At 71.6% G+C, this 20,084-nt stretch carries 15 protein-coding genes and 1 riboswitch; of the genes, 7 read left to right on the top strand and 8 right to left on the bottom strand.

Annotated features, from left to right (window positions below; translation table 11 throughout):
- Positions 1–2 precede the first annotated feature (2 nt).
- From OHB41_RS33430 to OHB41_RS33445, 4 genes are all read right to left on the bottom strand, one after another.
- Complete coding sequence (locus OHB41_RS33430) at positions 3–683, bottom strand: response regulator (protein ID WP_266702111.1); 681 nt, start codon at positions 681–683, stop codon at positions 3–5.
- Positions 680–2,455, bottom strand: a complete 1,776-nt coding sequence (locus tag OHB41_RS33435; protein ID WP_266702113.1) for an ATP-binding protein — start codon at positions 2,453–2,455, stop codon at positions 680–682. The genes OHB41_RS33430 and OHB41_RS33435 overlap by 4 nt, the downstream gene beginning before the upstream one ends.
- A gap of 195 nt (positions 2,456–2,650) precedes the next feature.
- Entirely contained in the window at positions 2,651–3,595 is a 945-nt protein-coding gene (locus OHB41_RS33440) for a ferredoxin family protein (RefSeq protein ID WP_266702115.1), read from the bottom strand.
- 125 nt (positions 3,596–3,720) lie between these two features.
- Positions 3,721–4,977 (bottom strand): citrate synthase, encoded by a 1,257-nt coding sequence (locus tag OHB41_RS33445; RefSeq protein WP_266702117.1) that lies wholly within the window; start codon positions 4,975–4,977, stop codon positions 3,721–3,723.
- A gap of 97 nt (positions 4,978–5,074) precedes the next feature.
- On the opposite strand from OHB41_RS33445, the gene OHB41_RS33450 reads away from it, so the two are divergent.
- Complete coding sequence (locus OHB41_RS33450) at positions 5,075–6,256, top strand: citrate synthase/methylcitrate synthase (RefSeq protein ID WP_266706330.1); 1,182 nt, start codon at positions 5,075–5,077, stop codon at positions 6,254–6,256.
- A gap of 273 nt (positions 6,257–6,529) precedes the next feature.
- Here OHB41_RS33450 and OHB41_RS33455 read toward each other — a convergent pair whose 3' ends face one another.
- Together OHB41_RS33455 and OHB41_RS33460 are read right to left on the bottom strand one after the other, a co-directional pair.
- Positions 6,530–6,766, bottom strand: coding sequence for a hypothetical protein (locus OHB41_RS33455; RefSeq protein ID WP_266702119.1), 237 nt, complete (start codon positions 6,764–6,766; stop codon positions 6,530–6,532).
- A 190-nt stretch (positions 6,767–6,956) separates the two neighbouring features.
- Positions 6,957–7,502 carry a DUF6082 family protein gene (locus OHB41_RS33460; RefSeq protein ID WP_266702126.1) on the bottom strand — a complete coding sequence of 182 codons (546 nt, stop codon included), beginning with the start codon at positions 7,500–7,502 and terminating at the stop codon, positions 6,957–6,959.
- 353 nt (positions 7,503–7,855) lie between these two features.
- On the opposite strand from OHB41_RS33460, the gene OHB41_RS33465 reads away from it, so the two are divergent.
- Entirely contained in the window at positions 7,856–8,980 is a 1,125-nt protein-coding gene (locus OHB41_RS33465) for a CobW family GTP-binding protein (RefSeq protein WP_526024992.1), read from the top strand.
- A 7-nt stretch (positions 8,981–8,987) separates the two neighbouring features.
- Here OHB41_RS33465 and OHB41_RS33470 read toward each other — a convergent pair whose 3' ends face one another.
- Complete coding sequence (locus OHB41_RS33470) at positions 8,988–11,447, bottom strand: DNA gyrase/topoisomerase IV subunit A (protein ID WP_266702128.1); 2,460 nt, start codon at positions 11,445–11,447, stop codon at positions 8,988–8,990.
- Between the two features lie 286 nt (positions 11,448–11,733).
- Between OHB41_RS33470 and OHB41_RS33475 the strand changes: the two genes are divergently transcribed.
- The 4 genes from OHB41_RS33475 (at position 11,734) to OHB41_RS33490 (ending at position 16,532) form a co-directional block, all read left to right on the top strand.
- Positions 11,734–13,098, top strand: coding sequence for a M16 family metallopeptidase (locus tag OHB41_RS33475; RefSeq protein WP_266706334.1), 1,365 nt, complete (start codon positions 11,734–11,736; stop codon positions 13,096–13,098).
- Positions 13,095–14,483: a M16 family metallopeptidase gene (locus tag OHB41_RS33480; protein WP_266702130.1), complete on the top strand. Its 1,389-nt coding sequence runs from the start codon at positions 13,095–13,097 to the stop codon at positions 14,481–14,483. The genes OHB41_RS33475 and OHB41_RS33480 overlap by 4 nt, the downstream gene beginning before the upstream one ends.
- A gap of 224 nt (positions 14,484–14,707) precedes the next feature.
- A riboswitch (cyclic di-AMP (ydaO/yuaA leader) is annotated at positions 14,708–14,870 on the top strand.
- Positions 14,871–14,883: 13 nt separating this feature from the next.
- Entirely contained in the window at positions 14,884–15,648 is a 765-nt protein-coding gene (locus OHB41_RS33485; protein ID WP_266702131.1) for a M23 family metallopeptidase, read from the top strand.
- A gap of 188 nt (positions 15,649–15,836) precedes the next feature.
- Entirely contained in the window at positions 15,837–16,532 is a 696-nt protein-coding gene (locus tag OHB41_RS33490) for a GntR family transcriptional regulator (protein WP_266702132.1), read from the top strand.
- 181 nt (positions 16,533–16,713) lie between these two features.
- Here OHB41_RS33490 and OHB41_RS33495 read toward each other — a convergent pair whose 3' ends face one another.
- On the bottom strand, positions 16,714–16,995 hold the full coding sequence (locus tag OHB41_RS33495; protein ID WP_148010890.1) for an HPr family phosphocarrier protein: 282 nt from the start codon (positions 16,993–16,995) through the stop codon (positions 16,714–16,716).
- 178 nt (positions 16,996–17,173) lie between these two features.
- Here OHB41_RS33495 and OHB41_RS33500 point away from each other — a divergent pair, with 178 nt between their 5' ends.
- Entirely contained in the window at positions 17,174–20,020 is a 2,847-nt protein-coding gene (locus OHB41_RS33500; protein ID WP_266702136.1) for a bifunctional acetate--CoA ligase family protein/GNAT family N-acetyltransferase, read from the top strand.
- Positions 20,021–20,084: the final 64 nt, after the last annotated feature.

A 20,084-nucleotide genomic window follows, 5' to 3' on the forward strand; every position in this document is an offset into this window, starting at 1 on the left:
ACTCACACGCGGGTCGCCCAGACGTAGCGATGCTCCGGGCGGCCCGCGTCGCCGTACCTGAGGGTCAGCCGGGCCCGTCCCGTGCGCTCCAGGAGCTTCAGGTAGCGCTGGGCGGTCTGCCGGCTCAGCCCGGTCTCCTCGGCGATCTCCTGGGCGGACAGCGGCCCCTCGGCGTTCACCAGGGCACGGCGTACGAGCTCGGCCGTCGTGGGGGAGTGCCCTTTGGGCAGGTCCGGCTCGGCGGCCGTCGACAGGGCGCCGAAGATCCGGTCCACCTGGGCCTGTTCGGCCTCGCCCCCGCCGTCGAGGGTGCGGCGCAGAGCCGCGTACGCCTCCAGCTTGGCGCGCAGGCCCGCGAAGGCGAACGGCTTGACCAGGTACTGCAGCGCGCCCTGCCGCATGGCCGCCTGCACCGTCGAGATGTCGCGGGCCGCCGTCACCATGATGACGTCGGTCTGATGACCGCGACGCCGCATCTCCTGGACGACCGTGAGGCCCGTCTCGTCGGGCAGGTAGTGGTCCAGGAGAACCAGGTCCAGGCGCGGCAGTGTCGCCATGAGACTCATCGCCTCGGTGGCACTGTGCGCCTCGCCCGCGACCCGGAAGCCGGGCACCTTCGCGACATAGGCGGCGTTGACCCGCGCGACCCGGGTGTCGTCGTCCACGACCAGCACCTCGATCATCGCGAGCCCTCCTCGGCGCGCGTGGGGGCGGTGGGTTCCGGGAAGGAGACCGGCGCCGCCCATGGTCCCGGTCCGGTTCGGGAGCCCGCTCCGGGGCCTTCCTCCGGATCGGCCACAAGGCCTCCCCCGGGATCGGGCCCGGAATCGGGTTCCGCCGGCAGGTCGGCCTCCGTGAGCGCCTCCGGCAGGACGACCGTGAACTCCGCGCCCCCGCCGCTCGCCTCGGCCACCTCCGCGCTGCCGCCCTGCCGCTCGGCGAACCGGCTCACCAGGGAGAGACCGATCCCGCGTTTGCCGTGCGCCGGCGGCTTCTTGGTGGACCACCCGTCCGTGAAGATCAGCTCCCGTCGCTCCGCCGGGATGCCCGGCCCGGTGTCCCGCACGCGCAGCACGGCCGTACGCCCCTGGACCCGCAATTCGACCTCCACGCGCGCGTGCGACGTACCGGCCACGGCGTCGAGCGCGTTGTCGACGAGATTCCCGACGACGGTGACCAGCCCGCGCGGGTCGACCAGCCGGTCGGGCAGCAGGGTCCCGTCCGAGATCCACAGGGCCACTCCGCGCTCGGCGGCGACGGTGGCCTTGCCGACCAACAGGGCGGCGAGCAGCGGATCGTGGACCTTCTCGGTGACTTGTTCCGCGGTGATCCGGTGGTCGCCGACCACCTCGCCGACGAACTCCACGGCGTCGTCGTACATCTCCAGTTCGAGCAAGCCCAGCAGCGTGTGCATCCGGTTGGCGTGCTCGTGGTCCTGGGCCCGCAGAGCGTCGATCAGGCCGTGCGTGGAGTCGAGTTCACGGCCGAGCTGCTCCAGTTCGGTGCGGTCGCGCAGGGTGGCCACGGCGCCGCCGTCGTCGGTCGGCATCCGGTTGGCGACCAGGACGCGCTGACCGCGCACGGTCAGCAGATCCGTGCCGGTGACCCGTCCGGCCAGCACGTCGGTGGTACGGCCCGGTCCGAGCACGTCGTCGAGCGGCCCGCCGATGGCTGCCGCGTCGAGCCCGAGCAGCCGCTGGGCCTCGTCGTTCAGGAGGCGTACCCGGCCCGTCCGGTCCAGGGCGACGACGCCCTCCCGGATGCCGTGCAACATCGCCTCACGTTCCGCGAGCAGCGCCGAGATGTCGGAGAAGGCCAGGTCACGGGTCTGCCGCTGAACCCGGCGGGAGAGCAGATACGCGGCGAAGGCACCGACGGCCAGGGCCCCGCCCGCGTAGGCGAAGAGGCCCGGGATGGCGTGGATCAGCCGGCTGCGCACACTGTCGTACTTGATGCCGACCGAGACCGCGCCGACGATGTGCCCATGGAGGCGCAGCGGAACCTTGCCGCGCGCCGAGCGCCCCAGTGTGCCGCTGTCGATCTGCATGACGTCCTTGCCGGCGAGGGCCCGACGGGGGTCGGTGGAGACGACTCCGCCGATCTGGGTGATGTCCTTGTGCGACCAGCGCACGCCGTTCGTGTTCATCACCACCACGTACTCGGCCCCGCTGGCCCGGCGGATCCGCTCGGCGGCGGTCTGCACGGGCCCGTTCACGGACGGCAGCGACGTCTGCAGGTCCTCCGCGATGCGCGGCTGGGCCGCCGTGGTCTGCGCGATCGCGAGCGCGCGGCGCATGGCCTGGTCGTCGAGCTGCGCGCTCAGCGGGGCGAGGAACAGCCCGGTCGCGAGGACCGCGACTCCGGCGGCGATCGCCACCTGCATCAGCAGCACCTGCGAGAACACCCGCCGCGGCAGACGGAGGCGCAGTCGTCGTGCACGGGGAGTGGAGCTCATACCCATGACCGTACGGGGGATAGCGCTCCCTGCCGTAGGGGGTGTGGCGTGGATCTCCCGAGCGGTGTGAGAGAGGCGGTGAGGCGGCCGCGGCGCAGGGCTTGTCCCCAGGGGCGGCGTCATGTGTGGATCGACGGTGCGCGGAGCCGGGGGTGCGGACGTCCGGCCCGGGTGGCCGGCGCTGGTGGGCCGCGGTCAGCAGGCGATCGGGATCGGCGTACGGGGCAGCTCCCGCACGGCCACGACGTCCATGCGGGCGGGGGAACCGAGCGCCGAGCCGCAGCTCTCGGGGCGAGGCGGCAGCGAGGCGCCCTGCGCGACGATGACACGCCACACGCGGCCGTCGGTGTGGGCGACGGTCACCTCCCAGCGCGGTGCCGTGCCATGGGTGCGCAGGACCCGGAAGGCGTCCGCCGCGTGCTCTCCGGTGGCCGTGCGCACGGCCAGCTCGGCCGCCTGGCCCGGCCGTTCCCAGGCGGAACCGCCCCGGCAGCCCTCGGTGACGATGCGCCCCTCCCGGACGCCCTGGAGGACCTCCTTGACGGAGTGGGCCGCGGCCCGTCCGTACGCGTAGCCGTACGGCAGGACGAGCAGGGTGGGCGAGAAACGGTGACCACCCAGATGAGTGACCTCCCACGCGCCCTCCACCCCCGAGGCCGCGAGCTCGGCGGCGAGCGGCCGGCCCAGGAGGGCGCAGCAACGGTCGCGTTTGCCGTTGGTGCAGACGAGCGCGAGCGGATCGCCCCGGTGCGGACTGCCCCGCAGCACCGTGTCGAAGGTGTGCGGATCACCCGTGCCGAGCGCGGTGAAGTCCAGGTCGAGCAGTTGCTCGGGCGCGCGGGTCGTGGCGCCGTGCAGCCAGGCGTGTCCGGGAGTGGTGTGGGCCGCGTACACCTGGCGCTCGGCGGGTGTACCGCAGTCGGCATGCCGTCCGGGGCGCCGGATGAGCGCGATTCGTACGCCGGTGCCTTCGGCCGCCGCCTCGAGGGCGCGCCCGAGCTCGGGGTCCAGGTGGCTCGACGTGAGCGCCTTGGCGCCCCAGGGTCCGGACTGCTCGAGCAGCAGCCATGTCCTCGCGGTCGCCGCGGTCCCCGCGAGGGGTTCGTCGAAGTCGCGGGACGCGGTCGTGCACGTACTCACAGAGGTGAGCCTAACCTGACTTCGGTCAGGGCGACTTCCGACCTTGTGCCAGGGTGACCTCCGGTCGTGCGGTCAGGGGCGCACTCTCGGCGCATTCGGCGCGCGGAGGGGCTTCAGGGGGCGCACTACGGGAGCGGCTGAGGTGGCCGCGCTCCCACGTACTGGCCGCTGGGACGCATGCGCAGCGGCCGTTCCCCGTACTCCTCCAAGGTGTGGGCGATCCATCCCGCGGTCCTGGCGACGGCGAAGACCGTCTCCGGGGCGGAGGCGGACATGCCGGAGGAGACCGTGAGCACGGCCAGCGCGAGGTCGACGTTGGCGTGCAGCGGGGTGTGGCGGGCGGTGGTGGTCACGATGTCCCGCGCCGCGGCCAGGGCCGGTGTCGCGCCGGGCACCTCCTCCAGGAGGGCGAACAGGGCACGCGCGCGCGGGTCCTCGCCGGGGTAGAGCCGGTGACCGAGACCGGGGACGCGCCGCCCGGCGCGCAGTTCGTCGGCGACCACCGGTGCCGCGGTGCCCTGGTCCAGTACGTCGAGGAGCAGCCGGTGGGCCAGGCCGCCGGCGGCGCCGTGCAGGGGCCCCTCGAGCACGCCCAGGCCCGCGGACACGGCGGCGTACGGGTGCGCCCGGGCCGACGCGGCGACCCGTACCGCGAGCGTCGAGGCGGCCAGGTCGTGGTCGACGAGGAGGCCGAGTGCCGTGTCCAGTACGCGCAATGACGCCGCGTCAGGTGTCCGGCCGGTAAGGCGCGGCCACAGGCGGTGGGCCAGCGGGCCCTCGTCGCGATGGTCGTGCCGCTTCGGGGGGAGGGCGGCGACGAGGGTGGGGATGAGAGTGCGCGCGGTGCCGAGGACGGCGCTCTCCGACAGGTCGAAGCGCAGCGGATCGGCGGCCGAGGCGGCGATCGCGGCGACGCGCAGCCGGTCCGTCGGGCCGCTGTGTTCGGGCAGCGCGTCGACGGCGCGGCGGGCGGCGGCGACGGTCGCCGCCGGCGCGGTGAACGTGATGCCGGGGCGCAGCTGTCCGGTCCACAGCCATTCGGCGATCTCTTCGTAGGAGTGGCGTGCGGCCAGTTCGGTCGCGTCGACACCGCGGTAGTAGTACCGGTCCTCGTCGATCAAGGTGATGCGGGTACGGACGGACAGCTCGCCGCCCGCGCTCGAACTCCCGCTGGAATCGCGCCTGTTGCGTCGAGCGAGCGCCTCCACCTCCGCGGCGTCGAACGTGCTGCCCCGGCCGCCGGCGTCCCGTCGGCTGCTGAGCTGGCCGCGGCTCACGTACGCGTACACGGTCTCGGACTTCACCCCGAGCAGGTCGGCGGTCTCCCTGGTGCTGAGCCGTCGGTCCGCGTGCGCCGGCGCTCCCGGTTCCTGATCCCTCATGACGACACCGTATCCGTGGATCGATACATTGACGCAATCAATATTGACAGAGATCCAGTCAATCATGGACAGTCGAATCAAGTTCAGGGAGGAACGCATGCCGAACAACCGGGCCGCCACCGCCACCGCGACCGCCGCCCCTGTCGACATACCGCGAGGACTCGCGGGCGTCGTCGTCACCGAGACCGCGCTGGGTGACGTCAGAGGACTGGAGGGCTTCTACCACTACCGCCAGTACTCGGCCGTCGAACTCGCGCGGACCCGCGGCTTCGAGGACGTCTGGCATCTGCTGGTGCACGGTGAACTGCCGGACGCGGCGCGGGGCGCCGCCTTCGCCGCGCGGACCGCGGCGCTGCGCCGGCTGCCGGACGAGGTGCATGCCGCGCTCCCCGCGATCGCGGCGGCGACCGGACCGTCCGGACCGCTCGCGGGCCTGCGGACAGCGTTGTCGCTGCTCGGCGCGGCGTCGGAATTCCGGCCGGTCTACGACATCGACGCGGACCGGCGCCGGGCGGACACGCTGGCCGCGTGCGCGGCCGTGCCGACACTGCTCACGGCGCTGTACCGGCTCGGGCGGGGACTGGAACCGGTGGAGCCGCGCGAGGACCTCCCGTACGCGGCGAACTACCTGTACATGCTGACGGGCTCGGAGCCGGACGCGGCACGGACGCGGGCGGTCGAGCAGTACTTGATCTCCACCATTGACCACGGATTCAACGCGTCAACCTTCACGGCGCGGGTGATCGCGTCGACGGGTGCGGACGTGGCGGCCTGTCTGGTGGGCGCCGTGGGGGCGCTGTCGGGGCCGCTGCACGGTGGCGCGCCGAGCCGCGCACTGGACACTCTCGACGCGATCGGCACCGCCGACCGCATCGACCCGTGGATCCGCGCACGGGTCCTCGCGGGTGAGCGCATCATGGGCTTCGGTCACGCCGTCTACCGCACCGAGGACCCGCGCTCCCGGATGCTCCGTGACATCGCGCGGGGATTCGGTGGCTCCCTGGTCGACTTCGCCGTAGAGGTCGAACACCAGGTGGAAGCGATCCTGGCCGAGCTCAAGCCCGGCCGCGAACTCCACACCAACGTCGAGTTCTACGCGGGCGTGGTCATGGAACTGTGCGGCCTCCCGCGCGAGATGTTCACCCCCACCTTCGCGGCGGGCAGGGTCGTCGGCTGGAGCGCCAACATCCTGGAACAGGCGCAGGACTCGAAGATCATCCGTCCGGCCGCGCGGTATGTGGGGCCGGTGCCGCCGGTGGCGGTTCCCCAAGTGGTCTGAGGGGGCGCGAGGCGCCCTGAGTGCGTTGCGTGAGGTCCGGCACCGGTCCGGTTTCGGACCTCACGAAGGAGTGGCCGAGCGCTACCTGGCGCGGTGAGCGCCGGTGTGCCCGGAGCGGCCCGGTGCATCAAGGGTCGTGCACGGGGCGAAGGCTGTTCATGGTCGCACGGGCCTGCTCGGGTGCCGCGTCCGGAGATCGAGCCTCAACGGGGTGACCGGGGTGTTGGCCTCAACGGTTGACGGAGCAGTCCATGCCGCGGTCCTACGACTGCGTCACTTATCGGGAATGTCGGCCTTGGCGCGTACCAGTGTTTCTCTGCTGACGATCACGATGCGCTCGTAGTCGGCGCGAGCGGCGTCGGAGGGGAGCTCGTTGTCGAGGGCCGCCGTGGCCTCGGTTCCGATGACGGCGAAATTGCCGTCGCTGAGCTCGAAGATGTCCGGGCACGAATCGCCGGACATGCTGCCTCTCTCGCGTGGGGACGCGCCGATGCGACGAACGATTTTCAAGATCCCTGCCCTCGTGTCTAGAACGCCGATGGACCCCGGGTCCTCACGTCTCGACGGCTGAGGGCGGGGTCAGAATAGCGGCATTATTGCCGAGGGTCTGCTCGTTGATGGCCTCGGGTGCCCCCTTGACCGTTTGGTTGACTGATTGGTTGACCGGGTCGCCAGAAGGGGCGAGACGGATCAACTTCGTTCACTCGGTGGGTGGTTCGCCGACCACCCACCATTCTTCCGTGTCGGCCTCGTCCAGATCGAGGATGAGACGGTCCACCATTCGGCCTACTCGTGCTTCCGTCGAGTTGCCCTCAAGGCTCGCCCGATGGGGGCGGTGGGCGTCCCAGTAGTCGCGAAAGATCGGGTTCTGGCAGAACATCCGGAGGTGGCCGTGGAGCTCCTCCCAGGTGACCACCTCGACGCGGTAGGCGAGAAGGGCGTTGGTGTACATGGCGTTCGCGAAGAGATACTGGCGCTGCCGGGTGGGTGAATCCACCTGGACGGTGCTGTACACCGCCGCCAGATCCGCGTCGTCCATGGCCTTGCTCAGCAGATAGTGCTGGGCGCGCTGTTGGTCGAGCATGGCGTTCTGCCGGGCTCCCCGCTCCACTTCCGCGACCCGCAGGCGCAGTTCTTCGTAGCGTTGTCGTCGGGCGGCGAAGACGGCGAGGGCTCCCGCCGCGAAGGCGAGCCCCGCGACGGCCGCGGAACCCCACCCCTGTACCCCGAATTTCCGTGTGGCCATGTCAACCCCCGAATCAGGCGACCGTTCCGCCGGTCGTCGGTTGTGGGGCGACAGGGAGCGGACCGGCGAGCGGTGGGCGGCGCGCTTGCCGCCTCCCAGTCTTGCCGAGCGGCTCTGATCGGCGGGGAGGCGGAGAGGAGGCGCACGGAGGGAAGTGAGGGTTGCGCGTCCCGGCGCCATGCCCAACGTGTGCCCCGCGAGCGCCGCTAACAATCGTTCACTTCGGGGCGATTCCTCCCGCTCGTATCCTGGGACGACAGCCATTCCCCGTACGAGCGCCGGTCCATGAGCCGCCCTCGTCGAAGAGCCGGTTCACGAGCCGGCGCACGCGTCGGTGTGAAAGAGGTCGCCCGTTGAGCCAGCCCAGCCCGCAGCAGGTTCCGTTCGCGCCGGACGGGCGGCCCCCGGCCGGAGACCCGCAGGTTCCCGTCATCGTCCTCGCGGGTTTCCTCGGCTCCGGCAAGACCACCCTGCTCAACCACCTCCTGCACCACAGCGGAGGCAGTCGCATCGGCGCCGTCGTCAACGACTTCGGGGCGATCGAGATCGACGCGATGGCGGTGGCCGGAGCGCTCGGGGACTCCACCGTGTCGCTCGGGAACGGATGTCTGTGCTGCGCCGTCGACGCCAGTGAGCTCGACGACTATCTGGAACGGCTCACCCGGCCCTCGGCCCGCATCGACGTCATCGTCGTCGAGGCGAGCGGTCTCGCCGAGCCCCAGGAGCTCGTGCGGATGGTGCTCGCCAGCGAGAATCCCCGGATCGTCTACGGCGGACTCGTCGAGGTCGTCGACGCGGCCGAGTTCGACGGTACGCGTCAGAAGCATCCCGAGATCGACCGGCATCTCGCCCTCGCCGACCTCGTGGTCGTCAACAAGGTCGACCGCGCCGACGACGGGGAGCGGGTGCTGCGCACCGTGCGGGACCTCGTGGACCGCGCCGCCGTCGTGCCCGCCGCCTACGGCCGTGTCGACCCCGAGTTCCTCTTCGACCGCAGACCCAGCGAGGACCGCGTCGGCCAGCTCTCCTTCGACGACCTCCACGCGCACGACGACGCCGACCACACGGACCACGCCGGTCACGCCGGTCATCTGCACGCGGCCTACGAATCCCTCTCCTTCGCCTCCGAAGTGCCCCTCTCCCCGAGGCGGTTGATGGAGTTCCTCGACAGCAGGCCCGAGGGGCTCTACCGCATCAAGGGGTACGTCGACTTCGGCGCCCACGACCTCCGCAACCGCTACGCCGTGCACGCGGTCGGGCCGTTCCTGCGGTTCCGCCCGGAGCCCTGGGCCGACGGTCCGGAGCCCCGGGGCTCCGCCGGCGAACGCCGCACCCAGCTCGTACTGATCGGCTCCGGCATCGACACGACCGCCCTCGGCAAGGAACTGTCGGCGTGCGAGGAGGACACCCCGCACGCCGACGAGCACGGCATGTGGGGCGTCCTGCGCTACGTACAGGAGCAGAACCCGGAGGGCTGAACCGGCGCTACACCGGACCCGCCACCACCGACACCGTCTTCGCCAGCGACACGCCCGAGCCGTCGCGGCGCGGGTCCATCTCCGGCAGCTCGGCCGGTGTGCCGTTCTTCTGCGCGGCCCGGGCCGGAGCCGCGCCCGCCCAGGCCAGCGACAGGCAGTCCTCGCCCTTCAGGAACCGCTGGCAGCGCACGCCACCCGTGGCGCGCCCCTTGCGCGGGTACTGGTCGAACGGCGTCAGCTTGGCCGTGGTCTGGACGGAGTCGTCCAGCGTGCCGCGCGAGCCGGCCACGGTGAAGACCACCGCGTCCACCGCGGGGTCGACCGCGGTGAAGGAGATCACCTTCGCGCCGTCGGTGAGCTTGATGCCCGCCATCCCGCCCGCGGCCCTGCCCTGCGGACGGACCTGAGAGGCCTGGTAGCGCAGCAACTGGGCGTCGTCGGTGACGAAGACCAGGTCCTCCTCGCCGGTGCGCAGCTCGACCGCGCCGACGATCCGGTCGCCGTCCTTGAGCGTGATGACCTCCAACTCCTCCTTGTTCAGGGGGTAGTCGGGCACCACACGCTTGACGACGCCCTGCTCGGTGCCGAGCGCCAGGCCGGGCGACGACTCGTCGAGCGTCGTCAGGCAGATCACTGTCTCGTCCGCCTCCAGGGAGGACAGGAATTCCGAGATCGGCGCGCCCCCTGAGAGGTTGGGCGCCGACGCGGTCTCCGGCAGCTGCGGAAGGTCGATCACGTTCAGCCGGAGCAGCCGGCCCGAGGAGATGACCACCCCGATCTCACCACGGGCCGTCGCGGGCACCGCGGAGACGATCAGGTCGTGCTTGGTGCGCTTGGCGTCCTCCGCGTCGGCGAGGGGATCGCCGTTGGCCGTACGTGCGAGCAGACCCGTCGAGGACAGCAGCACCCGGCACGGGGCGTCCGCCACCTGGAGCGGAACCGTCGTGGCGGGGGAGCCGGCCGACTCCAGGAGCACCGTGCGCCGGTCGGTGCCGAACTTCTTCGCGACCGCGGCCAGTTCGGTGGAGACCAGCTTGCGCAGCTCGGCGTCGGACTCCAGGATCCCGGTCAGCTCGTCGATCTCGCCGTTGAGCCGGTCGCGCTCCGACTCCAGCTCGATGCGGTCGAACTTGGTGAGGCGGCGCAGCGGGGTGTCCAGGATGTACTGCGTCTGGATCTCGGAGAGCGAGAAGCGCTCGATCAGGCGCTCCTTGGCCTGCGCCGAGTTCTCGCTGGACCGGATCAGACGGATGACCTCGTCGATGTCGATCAGCGCGACGAGGAGACCCTCGACCAGGTGGAGCCGGTCGCGCTTCTTGCCGCGGCGGAACTCGCTGCGCCGGCGCACGACCTCGAAGCGGTGGTCGAGATAGACCTCGAGGAGCTCCTTGAGACCCAGGGTGAGGGGCTGGCCGTCCACCAGGGCCACGTTGTTGATGCCGAAGGACTCCTCCATCGGCGTCAGCTTGTAGAGCTGCTCCAGGACCGCTTCCGGCACGAAGCCGTTCTTGATCTCGATGACCAGACGCAGGCCGTGCGCGCGGTCGGTGAGGTCCTTCACGTCGGCGATGCCCTGCAGCTTCTTGGCGCCGACCAGGTCCTTGATCTTGGCGATCACCTTCTCCGGGCCGACGGTGAAGGGCAGTTCGGTGACGACGAGACCCTTGCGGCGCGCCGTCACGTCCTCCACCGACACCGTGGCGCGGATCTTGAAGGTGCCGCGGCCCGACTCGTAGGCGTCCCTGATCCCGGACAGGCCGACGACGCGGCCACCGGTGGGCAGGTCGGGGCCCGGCACGTACTTCATCAGCGTGTCCAGGTCGGCGCCCGGGTGGCGGATCAGGTGCCGGGCGGCCGCGACGACCTCGCCGAGGTTGTGCGGCGGCATGTTGGTCGCCATGCCGACGGCGATCCCCGACGAGCCGTTGACCAGGAGATTCGGGTACGCCGCGGGGAGGACGCCGGGCTCCTGCTCCTGGCCGTCGTAGTTCGGCGCGAAATCGACCGTGTCCTCGTCGATGGACTCGGTCATCAGTGACGTGGCGTCGGCCATCCGGCACTCTGTGTAACGCATGGCGGCCGGCGGGTCGTCGTTGCCGAGCGAGCCGAAGTTGCCGTGGCCGTCGACCAGCGGCAGGCGCATGGAGAAGGGCTGGGCCAGCCGCACCAGCGCGTCGTAGATCGACGCGTCGCCGTGCGGGTGGAGCTTACCCATGACCTCGCCGACGACGCGGGCGCACTTCACGTAGCCGCGGTCGGGGCGCAACCCCATCTCGTTCATCTGGTAGACGATGCGTCGATGCACGGGCTTGAGGCCGTCACGGGCGTCCGGCAGGGCTCGCGAGTAGATGACCGAGTACGCGTATTCGAGGAAGGAGCCCTGCATCTCGTCCACGACGTCGATGTCGAGGATCTTCTCCTCGTACGAGTCGTCGGGCGGCGGGGTCTTCGTGCTGCGGCGGGCCATCGCTGCTGCGGCTCCTTCACAGTCTCTGCCGGGGCATGAACGGGTTCTGACGCGCACCATTGTGGACCGCCCCACTGACAACGCCGACCGCGACCCGTCCGTAGGGGCTGCGCGGAGCCCCTTTCCGCTCGCTCCCGGCGAGCGGAAGGCCGCCCTCCCGTCGCAGGTGGGTCTCGCTCTCGGCGTACGGGGCGCGGGAACTTCGCCACCTGTCGGCACGCTTGCATACAGTGGCAGGACCGGCAGGAATTCTGCAGTTTCCGCGATCGAAGGGACGTACATGCCCATGGGTCACACGGCCACAGCTGAGACAGGCTCCGGCGGCCTGACAGCGACCGAGCACCGCCTGGCCAACGGCCTGCGCGTGGTGCTCTCCGAGGACCATCTGACCCCGGTCGCGGCGGTGTGCCTCTGGTACGACGTCGGCTCGCGCCACGAGGTCAAGGGCCGTACCGGTCTCGCCCACCTCTTCGAGCACCTGATGTTCCAGGGATCGGGCCAGGTGAAGGGCAACGGCCACTTCGAACTGGTGCAGGGCGCGGGCGGTTCGCTCAACGGGACGACCAGCTTCGAGCGCACCAACTACTTCGAGACGATGCCGGCCCACCAGCTGGAGCTCGCGCTCTGGCTGGAGGCGGACCGGATGGGCTCGCTGCTCGCCGCGCTCGACGACGAGTCCATGGAGAACCAGCGGGACGTCGTCAAGAACGAGCGCAGGCAGCGCTACGACAACGTGCCCTACGGCACCGCCTTCGAGAAGCTGACCGCACTCGCCTACCCCGAGGGCCACCCGTACCACCACACCCCGATCGGCTCGATGGCGGACCTGGACGCGGCGACCCTGGAGGACGCCCGCGCCTTCTTCCGCACCTACTACGCGCCCAACAACGCGGTGCTCTCGGTCGTCGGCGACATCGACCCCGAGCAGACGCTCGCCTGGATCGAGAAGTACTTCGGCTCCATCCCCGGGCACGACGGAAAGCCCGCCCCGCGCGACGGTTCGCTGCCCGAGACCATCGGCGAGCAGCTGCGCGAGGTCGTCGAGGAAGAGGTCCCGGCGCGCGCCCTGATGGCCGCCTACCGGCTCCCCGAGGACGGCACGCGCGCGTCCGACGCGGCCGATCTCGCCCTGACCGTCCTCGGCGGCGGCGAGTCCTCGCGCCTGTACAACCGGCTCGTACGCCGCGACCGCACCGCCGTCGCGGCCGGTTTCGGCCTGCTGCGGCTCGCCGGGGCGCCCTCCCTGGGCTGGCTGGACGTGAAGACGTCCGGCGACGTCGAGGTCCCGGTCATCGAGGCCGCGGTCGACGAGGAGCTCGCCCGGTTCGCCGAGGAGGGCCCCACGGCCGAGGAGATGGAGCGCGCCCAGGCCCAGTTGGAGCGCGAGTGGCTGGACCGGCTCGGCACGGTCGCGGGCCGCGCCGACGAACTGTGCCGGTACGCGGTCCTGTTCGGCGATCCGCTGCTCGCCCTGACGGCCGTGCAGCGCATCCTCGACATCACCGCCGAGGAGGTCCAGGAGGTCGCCAAGGCCCGCCTGCGCCCCGACAACCGCGCGGTGCTCGTCTACGAGCCGATCGCCGACGAAGCCACCTCCGCAGACGAAGCCACCGACGCCGCCGACGACACCGACGAGGAGGCGGCGAAGTGACCGAGCTCGCCACCATGGACTTCCACCCGCAGCCCCAGGCCGGCCGGCCCAAGCCCTGGGCGTTCCCCGCTCCCGAGCGCGGCACGCTGGACAACGGCCTGACCCTGCTGCACTGCGACCGCCCGGGCCAGCAGGTCGTCGCCGTCGAGGTGCTGCTCGCCGCGCCGCTGGAGGCCGAGCCGGCCGGCTACGACGGCATCGCCACGATCATGGCGCGCGCGCTCTCCGAGGGCACCGACAAGCTCTCCGCCGAGGAGTTCGCCGCCGAGCTGGAGCGCTGCGGCGCCACCCTCGACGCGCACGCCGACCACCCCGGCGTCCGCCTGTCCCTCGAAGTGCCCGTCTCGCGCCTGCCCAAGGCGCTCGGACTGCTCGCCGACGCCCTGAGGGCACCGGCGTTCGCCGAGAGCGAGATCGAGCGGCTGGTGCGCAACCGGCTCGACGAGATCCCGCACGAGAGCGCCAACCCGGCCCGCCGCGCCGCCAAGGAGCTCTCCAGGCAGCTGTTCCCGGCGACCTCGCGGATGTCCCGTCCCCGGCAGGGCACCGAGGAGACCGTCCAGAAGATCGACGCGGCGGGAGTCCGCGCCTTCTACGACCGGCACGTACGCCCGGCCACGTCCACCGCCGTGATCGTCGGTGACCTCACCGGCGTGGACCTCGACGGGCTGCTCGCCGAGACGCTCGGCGCTTGGACGGGCTCCTCCGCCGAGCCGCGTCCCGTGCCGCCGGTCACGGCCGACGACACCGGCCGCGTGATCATCGTGGACCGCCCCGGCGCGGTCCAGACGCAGCTGCTGATCGGCCGTGTCGGCTCGGACCGGCACGACCGCGTCTGGCCGGCCCAGGTGCTCGGCACGTACTGCCTCGGCGGCACCCTCACCTCGCGCCTGGACCGCGTCCTGCGCGAGGAGAAGGGCTACACCTACGGGGTGCGGGCCTTCGGCCAGGTGATGCGTTCCGCGCCGGACGGCACGGGCATCGCGATGCTCGCCATCAGCGGTTCCGTGGACACCCCGAACACCGGGCCGGCGCTGGACGACCTCTGGAAGGTGCTGCGCACCCTCGCCGCGGACGGTCTGACGGACGCCGAACGCGACGTCGCCGTGCAGAACCTGGTGGGCGTGGCGCCCCTCAAGTTCGAGACCGCGGCGGCCGTCGCGGGCACGCTCGCCGACCAGGTCGAGCAGTACCTGCCGGACGACTACCAGGCGACGCTCTATCAGCAGCTCGCCGCGACCGGCACCGTGGAGGCCACCGCGGCGGCGGTGAGCGCCTTCCCGGTGGACCGTCTGGTCACCGTCCTGGTGGGCGACGCCGCGCAGATCGAGGAGCCCGTCAAGGCGCTCGGCATCGGTGAAGTGACCGTCGTGGCCGCGGAGTAGAAGCGAGGCGGAAGACGCGAGCCCAGGGGGCCCGGGTGACCGAAGAGTCGCCCGGGCCCCCTTTTGCCCTGACAACACCCTCAATTTGTCCGTATTGATAGGGAGGTTGCCTTTCTTCCCTGTGGCATGCACTACAAAAACCGTGATCCGTTTGTTGTTTGAAAGAGGGCCCGCTTAGCGTCGGTCCGGCTGTTCGTCAGGCAGTGCGCCGCGTCCGCGGCACCGGACAGTCATCGCCGAGTCCCCGTACGGCGCGAGCCAGGGGAGCCGGGGACCCGTACGCAGTCCCTGGGGTGAATCGGACCCCCCTCCCCGCGAGGGCGTCCGTAGGAGACCTTCCTGCTCCGAACCCGTCAGCTAACCCGGTAGGCGAGAGGGAAGGAAAGGACCAAGCCCCTTCATGGCGTTCACCTGTGGCCCCGGGAAACACCGTCGTCCGAGCCGCGTGAAGCGCACCACCTCGAACGCCGTCGGCGTCGCGGCGCTCACCACCACCGGTGTCATCGGAACCCTGGCCGCCCCGGCCTTCGCCGCGGACAGCTCCGTCGAGCAGACCGGGCTGACCCAGGCCGTCACCATCGGCGACACGGTCGCCGCCCAGATCGACGCGCAGGCCGCCGCGCAGCAGCGTGCGGCCGACGAGGCCGCCGCCCGCCGGAAGGCCGAACAGGCCGCGCGCAAGCGGGCCGTCGAGGAGGCCAAGAAGGAGCGCGAGGCCAAGGAGCGCGCCGCCCGCGCCGCCGAGCGCAAGCGTCTCAACACCTTCGTCCTGCCGATCCCCGGCTCGTACGTCTCCACGGGCTACAAGGCCGGCGGCAGTCTCTGGTCCTCCGGCAGCCACACGGGCGTCGACTTCCACGCCGCGTCCGGCACCCCGGTCCACGCGGTCGGCTCGGGCACGGTCGTCACGGCCGGCTGGGGCGGTGCCTACGGCAACCAGATCGTCCTGCGGATGCACGACGGCACGTACACGATGTACGGCCACCTGTCGTCCATCGGTGTCTCCGTGGGCCAGACCGTCACGCCCGGCGGTCAGCTGGGCCTCTCCGGGGCCACCGGAAACACCACCGGACCCCACCTCCACTTCGAGGCCCGCACCACGCCGGAGTACGGCTCCGACATCGACCCGGTGGCCTACCTCCGCTCGCACGGCGTGAACGTCTGACGCCAGGAGGCCGCACTTCCGAAGCCCCGGTTCACCCGAGCCGGGGCTTCGTCGTTTCGAACGGCTGTCTGTCCAAAAAATATCCATGGATTCCGGTCCGCCATCGGAAATTCCGGCCTGCTGCAATAGAGTCGCCGAACGAGCGTCAATCGACCGCGTTTCGCGGGGATTAAGGCGGAGGTCCGGTCATGCGCATTCCCGCGCACTCGGTATGCACGGCGATCCGTGACGACATCGTCGCGGGTGTCTACGAGCGCGGCGGCCGGCTCACCGAGGAACTGCTCGCGCGCCGCTACGGCGTCTCGCGCGTCCCGGTGCGCGAGGCTCTGCGCACCCTGGAGGCCGAGGGATTCGTCGTCACCCGCCGGCACGCGGGCGCGTGCGTGGCGGAGCCCACCGAGCAGGAGGCGGCGGACCTGCTGGAGATGCGCATGCTGCTGGAGCCGCTGGGGGCGTCCCGGGCCGCCCAGCGGCGCACCGAGGCCCACCTCAAGGTGCTGCGAGGCCTGGTCAGACTGGGTCAGGAGCGCTCCAGGAGGGGGAACAGCGAGGATCTGCGCTCCCTGGGCGGCTGGTTCCACGAGACGCTCGCACAGGCTTCCGGGAGCCCCGCGCTGACCTCCACGCTGGCCCAGTTGCGGCACAAGATCGCCTGGATGTACGCGGTCGAGGCGCCCGCCGATCCGGTGGAGTCGTGGGCGGAGCACGGTGGCATCGTGGACGCGGTGGCGCGCGGCGACGGCGAGCGGGCCCGGGCCATCACGGCGCTGCACACCGAGCGCGCGACGGCCGCGCACCGGCTGAGGTTTCCCGGTGGGGGAGAGCGCCCGGACCGTGTGAGGACTTCGCAACGTCCCGTAAACATGACGGGCCTGCGTCATTAACACAGGGGCCGTATACAAAGAGGGGTAATTCGCGGGGGATTATTTCTGCTGCCCGTAATTCGAAATAGCGAAGGGCCCGCCCGATGTTTTCAGGCGAGCCCTTCGATATGCGTACGGGGCGATGTCCTTCGGTACGAAGACCTTCGCCGCCGTCGATTCGGAGCCCCGTGAGGGGGGCGCCTCAGACGGTCTCGGGAAGCTCCTCGAGGCCTTCCGCGACCAGCTTGGCCAGTCGGTCGAGGGCGGCGTCCGCGCCCTCGGCCTCCGAGGCGAGGACGATCTCCTCGCCGCCCTGGGCGCCCAGGCCGAGGACCGCCAGCATGGAGGCCGCGTTGACGGGGTTGCCGTCCGCCTTGGCGATCGTCACGGGGATGCCGGAGGCCGTGGCCGCCCGGACGAAGATGGAGGCGGGACGGGCGTGGAGGCCCTCGGCCCAGCCGACGTTGACGCGGCGCTCAGCCATGTGATGCTGCCCTTCAGGGGTTCAGGGTTGTCTAGACCAGTGTTCCATAGAGTGAAGCGCGTCCGAAGCGGGTGTCGTACCCGCCCCGAACCCGGCTTCGGACCCCGGCCTGGATCCGAATCCGCTGCCCCTAGCCTGCCTCGCGCCGCTGTCGGACGCGAGCCGTACTCTGGGGCCCATGCAGACCTCGTCGGACCGGCACGAGTACCCCTCCCACTGGGAGGCCGACGTGGTGCTGCGCGACGGAGGCACGGCCCGCGTCAGGCCCATCACGGTCGACGACGCCGAGCGCCTGGTCAGCTTCTACGAGCAGGTCTCGGACGAGTCGAAGTACTACCGCTTCTTCGCGCCGTACCCGCGTCTGTCCGCCAAGGACGTCCACCGCTTCACGCACCACGACTTCGTGGACAGGGTGGGGCTCGCGGCCACGATCGGCGGCGAGTTCATCGCCACCGTACGCTATGACCGCATCGGTGCCGGTGGCCTGCCCGCCTCCGCGCCCGCCGACGAGGCCGAGGTCGCCTTCCTCGTGCAGGACGCCCACCAGGGCCGCGGCGTCGCCTCGGCCCTCCTCGAACACATCGCCGCGGTGGCGAGGGAGCGGGGCATCCGCCGGTTCGCCGCCGAGGTGCTGCCGGCCAACACCAAGATGATCAAGGTGTTCACGGACGCCGGGTACCAGCAGAAGCGGCACTTCGAGGACGGCGTCGTCCGCCTTGAGTTCGACCTCGAACCCACCGACCGCTCCCTCGCGGTGCAGCGCGCGCGGGAGCAGCGCGCCGAGGCCCGCTCGGTGCAGCGGCTGCTCGCGCCCGGCTCGGTCGCCGTCATCGGCGCGGGCCGTGCGGCCGGCGGGGTGGGCCGCAGTGTCCTCGCCCACCTCCGCGAGGCCGGTTTCACGGGCCGGCTGTACGCGGTGAACAAGTCGCTCCAGGACAAGGAGCTCGACGGGGTCCCCGCGCACCGCTCCGTCCGCGACATCGGCGAGCACGTCGACCTCGCGGTCGTCGCCGTGCCCGCGCCGTACGTTCCCGAGGTCGTCGCGGAGTGCGGCGAGCACGGGGTGCAGGGTCTCGTCGTCGTCTCCGCCGGTTACGCCGAGAGCGGGCCCGGCGGGCGCGAACGCCAACGCGAACTGGTCCGCCAGGCCCGCACGTACGGCATGCGGATCATCGGCCCCAACACCTTCGGGATCATCAACACCTCTCCCGGCGTGCGCCTGAACGCCTCCCTGGCACCGGAGATGCCGCGCCCCGGACGGATAGGCCTGTTCGCCCAGTCCGGCGCGATCGGGATCGCCCTGCTGTCCCGGCTGCACCGGCGTGGCGGCGGCGTCACGGGCGTCACAGGCGTGTCCACGTTCGTCTCCACCGGGAATCGCGCGGACGTGTCCGGCAACGACGTCCTCCAGTACTGGTACGACGACCCGGACACCGACGTCGCCCTCATGTACCTCGAATCCATCGGCAACCCGCGCAAGTTCACCCGGCTGGCGCGGCGGACGGCGGCGGCGAAGCCGCTGGTCGTGGTGCAGGGCGCCCGGCACGCCGCGGCTCCCCAGGGGCACGCGGTACGGGGCACCCGGCTGCCGCACGCCACCGTCTCCGCGCTGCTGGCGCAGGCCGGGGTGATCCGGGTCGACACGATCACCGAGCTGGTCGACGCGGGCCTTCTGCTGGCACGCCAGCCGCTCCCTCCCGGCCCCCGGGTGGCGATCCTCGGGAACTCCGAGTCGCTGGGACTGCTGACCTTCGACGCGTGCCTCGCGGAGGGCCTGCGGCCGCTGCCGCCGCTGGACCTGACCACGGAGGCCTCCGCGGAGGACTTCCACCGGGCGCTGGAACGGGCACTGGCCGACGACAGGTGCGACGCCGTCGTGGTGACGGCCATCCCCGCGGTGGGGGAGACCTCCGTGCAGGACGCGGCCCTGGCCGAGGCGCTGCGCTCGGCCTCGGCGTCGGCCCCGGCGAAACCCGTGCTGGTGGCGCACGTCGAGCTCGGCGGGCTCGCCGAGGCGCTGTCCGCCGCCGCCAGTACGGCCCCGCAGACCGCCCCCGGGGCCGGCGGCACCGCGGACACCGCCCGGCCCGGAGCGCACGCCGCCCCCGTCGGTCGGCAGGACCCGGAGCGGCCGTCCGCCGGGACCGGGGCACCCGACGAGACACGCCTCATCCCCGCCTACCCCGCGGCCGAGCGCGCCGTCCGCGCGCTCGCCGAAGCCGTGAAGTACGCCCAGTGGCGACGGGAGGCGGCCGAGCCCGGCAAGGTGCCCGAGTACGAGGACATCGACGAGAAGGGCGCCGCCGAGCAGATCGACGCGCTGCTCTCCCGGGGCACCGGGCTGACGCTGGGGGCCGAGGACACCTGCGCCCTGCTCGGGCGGTACGGCGTCGACGTACGCCGGGCGCTGCCCGCACCGACGCCCGGCGAGGCCGCCGCGGCCGCGCGCACCCTGGGCTACCCCGTGGCCCTCAAGACCACCGCCCCGCACCTGCGGCACCGCGCCGATCTCGGCGGAGTACGCCTGGACCTGGCGGACGAGGAGCAACTGCGCAGGGCGTACGCGGAGTTGACCGAGCTCTTCGGGAGGCCTGAGGAGCTGCGGCCGGTCGTCCAGGGCATGGCGCCGCGTGGGGTGGACACGGTCGTACGGGCCGTCATCGACCCCGCGGCCGGTGCGGTGCTCTCGTTCGGCCTGGCCGGAGCCGCCTCCGAACTGCTGGGGGACACCGCGCACCGGTTGATTCCGGTCACCGACCGGGACGCGAGCTCGCTGGTCCGGTCGATCCGGACGGCGCCGCTCCTGTTCGGCTGGCGCGGCTCGGCGCCGGTCGACACCGCGGCCCTCGAAGAGGTCATGCTGCGGGTGTCGCGCCTGGTGGACGACCATCCGGAGGTCGTCGGAGTCTCCCTGGAGCCCGTGGTGGTCGCCCCGCACGGTCTGAGCGTGCTCGGCGCCACCGTGCGGCTGGCACGCGCCCCGTTCCGCGACGATCTCGGCCCCCGGACGCTGCCCGTCGTCTGAGCGGCGGCCCCGCGACGCACCGGTGCCGTCCCGCGTTCGTTCTGATCCGTCCACGACGGAGACC

Origin of the sequence: Streptomyces sp. NBC_01571, from assembly GCF_026339875.1 — a bacterium.
In the GTDB taxonomy this organism is placed as follows: Bacteria; Actinomycetota; Actinomycetes; order Streptomycetales; family Streptomycetaceae; genus Streptomyces.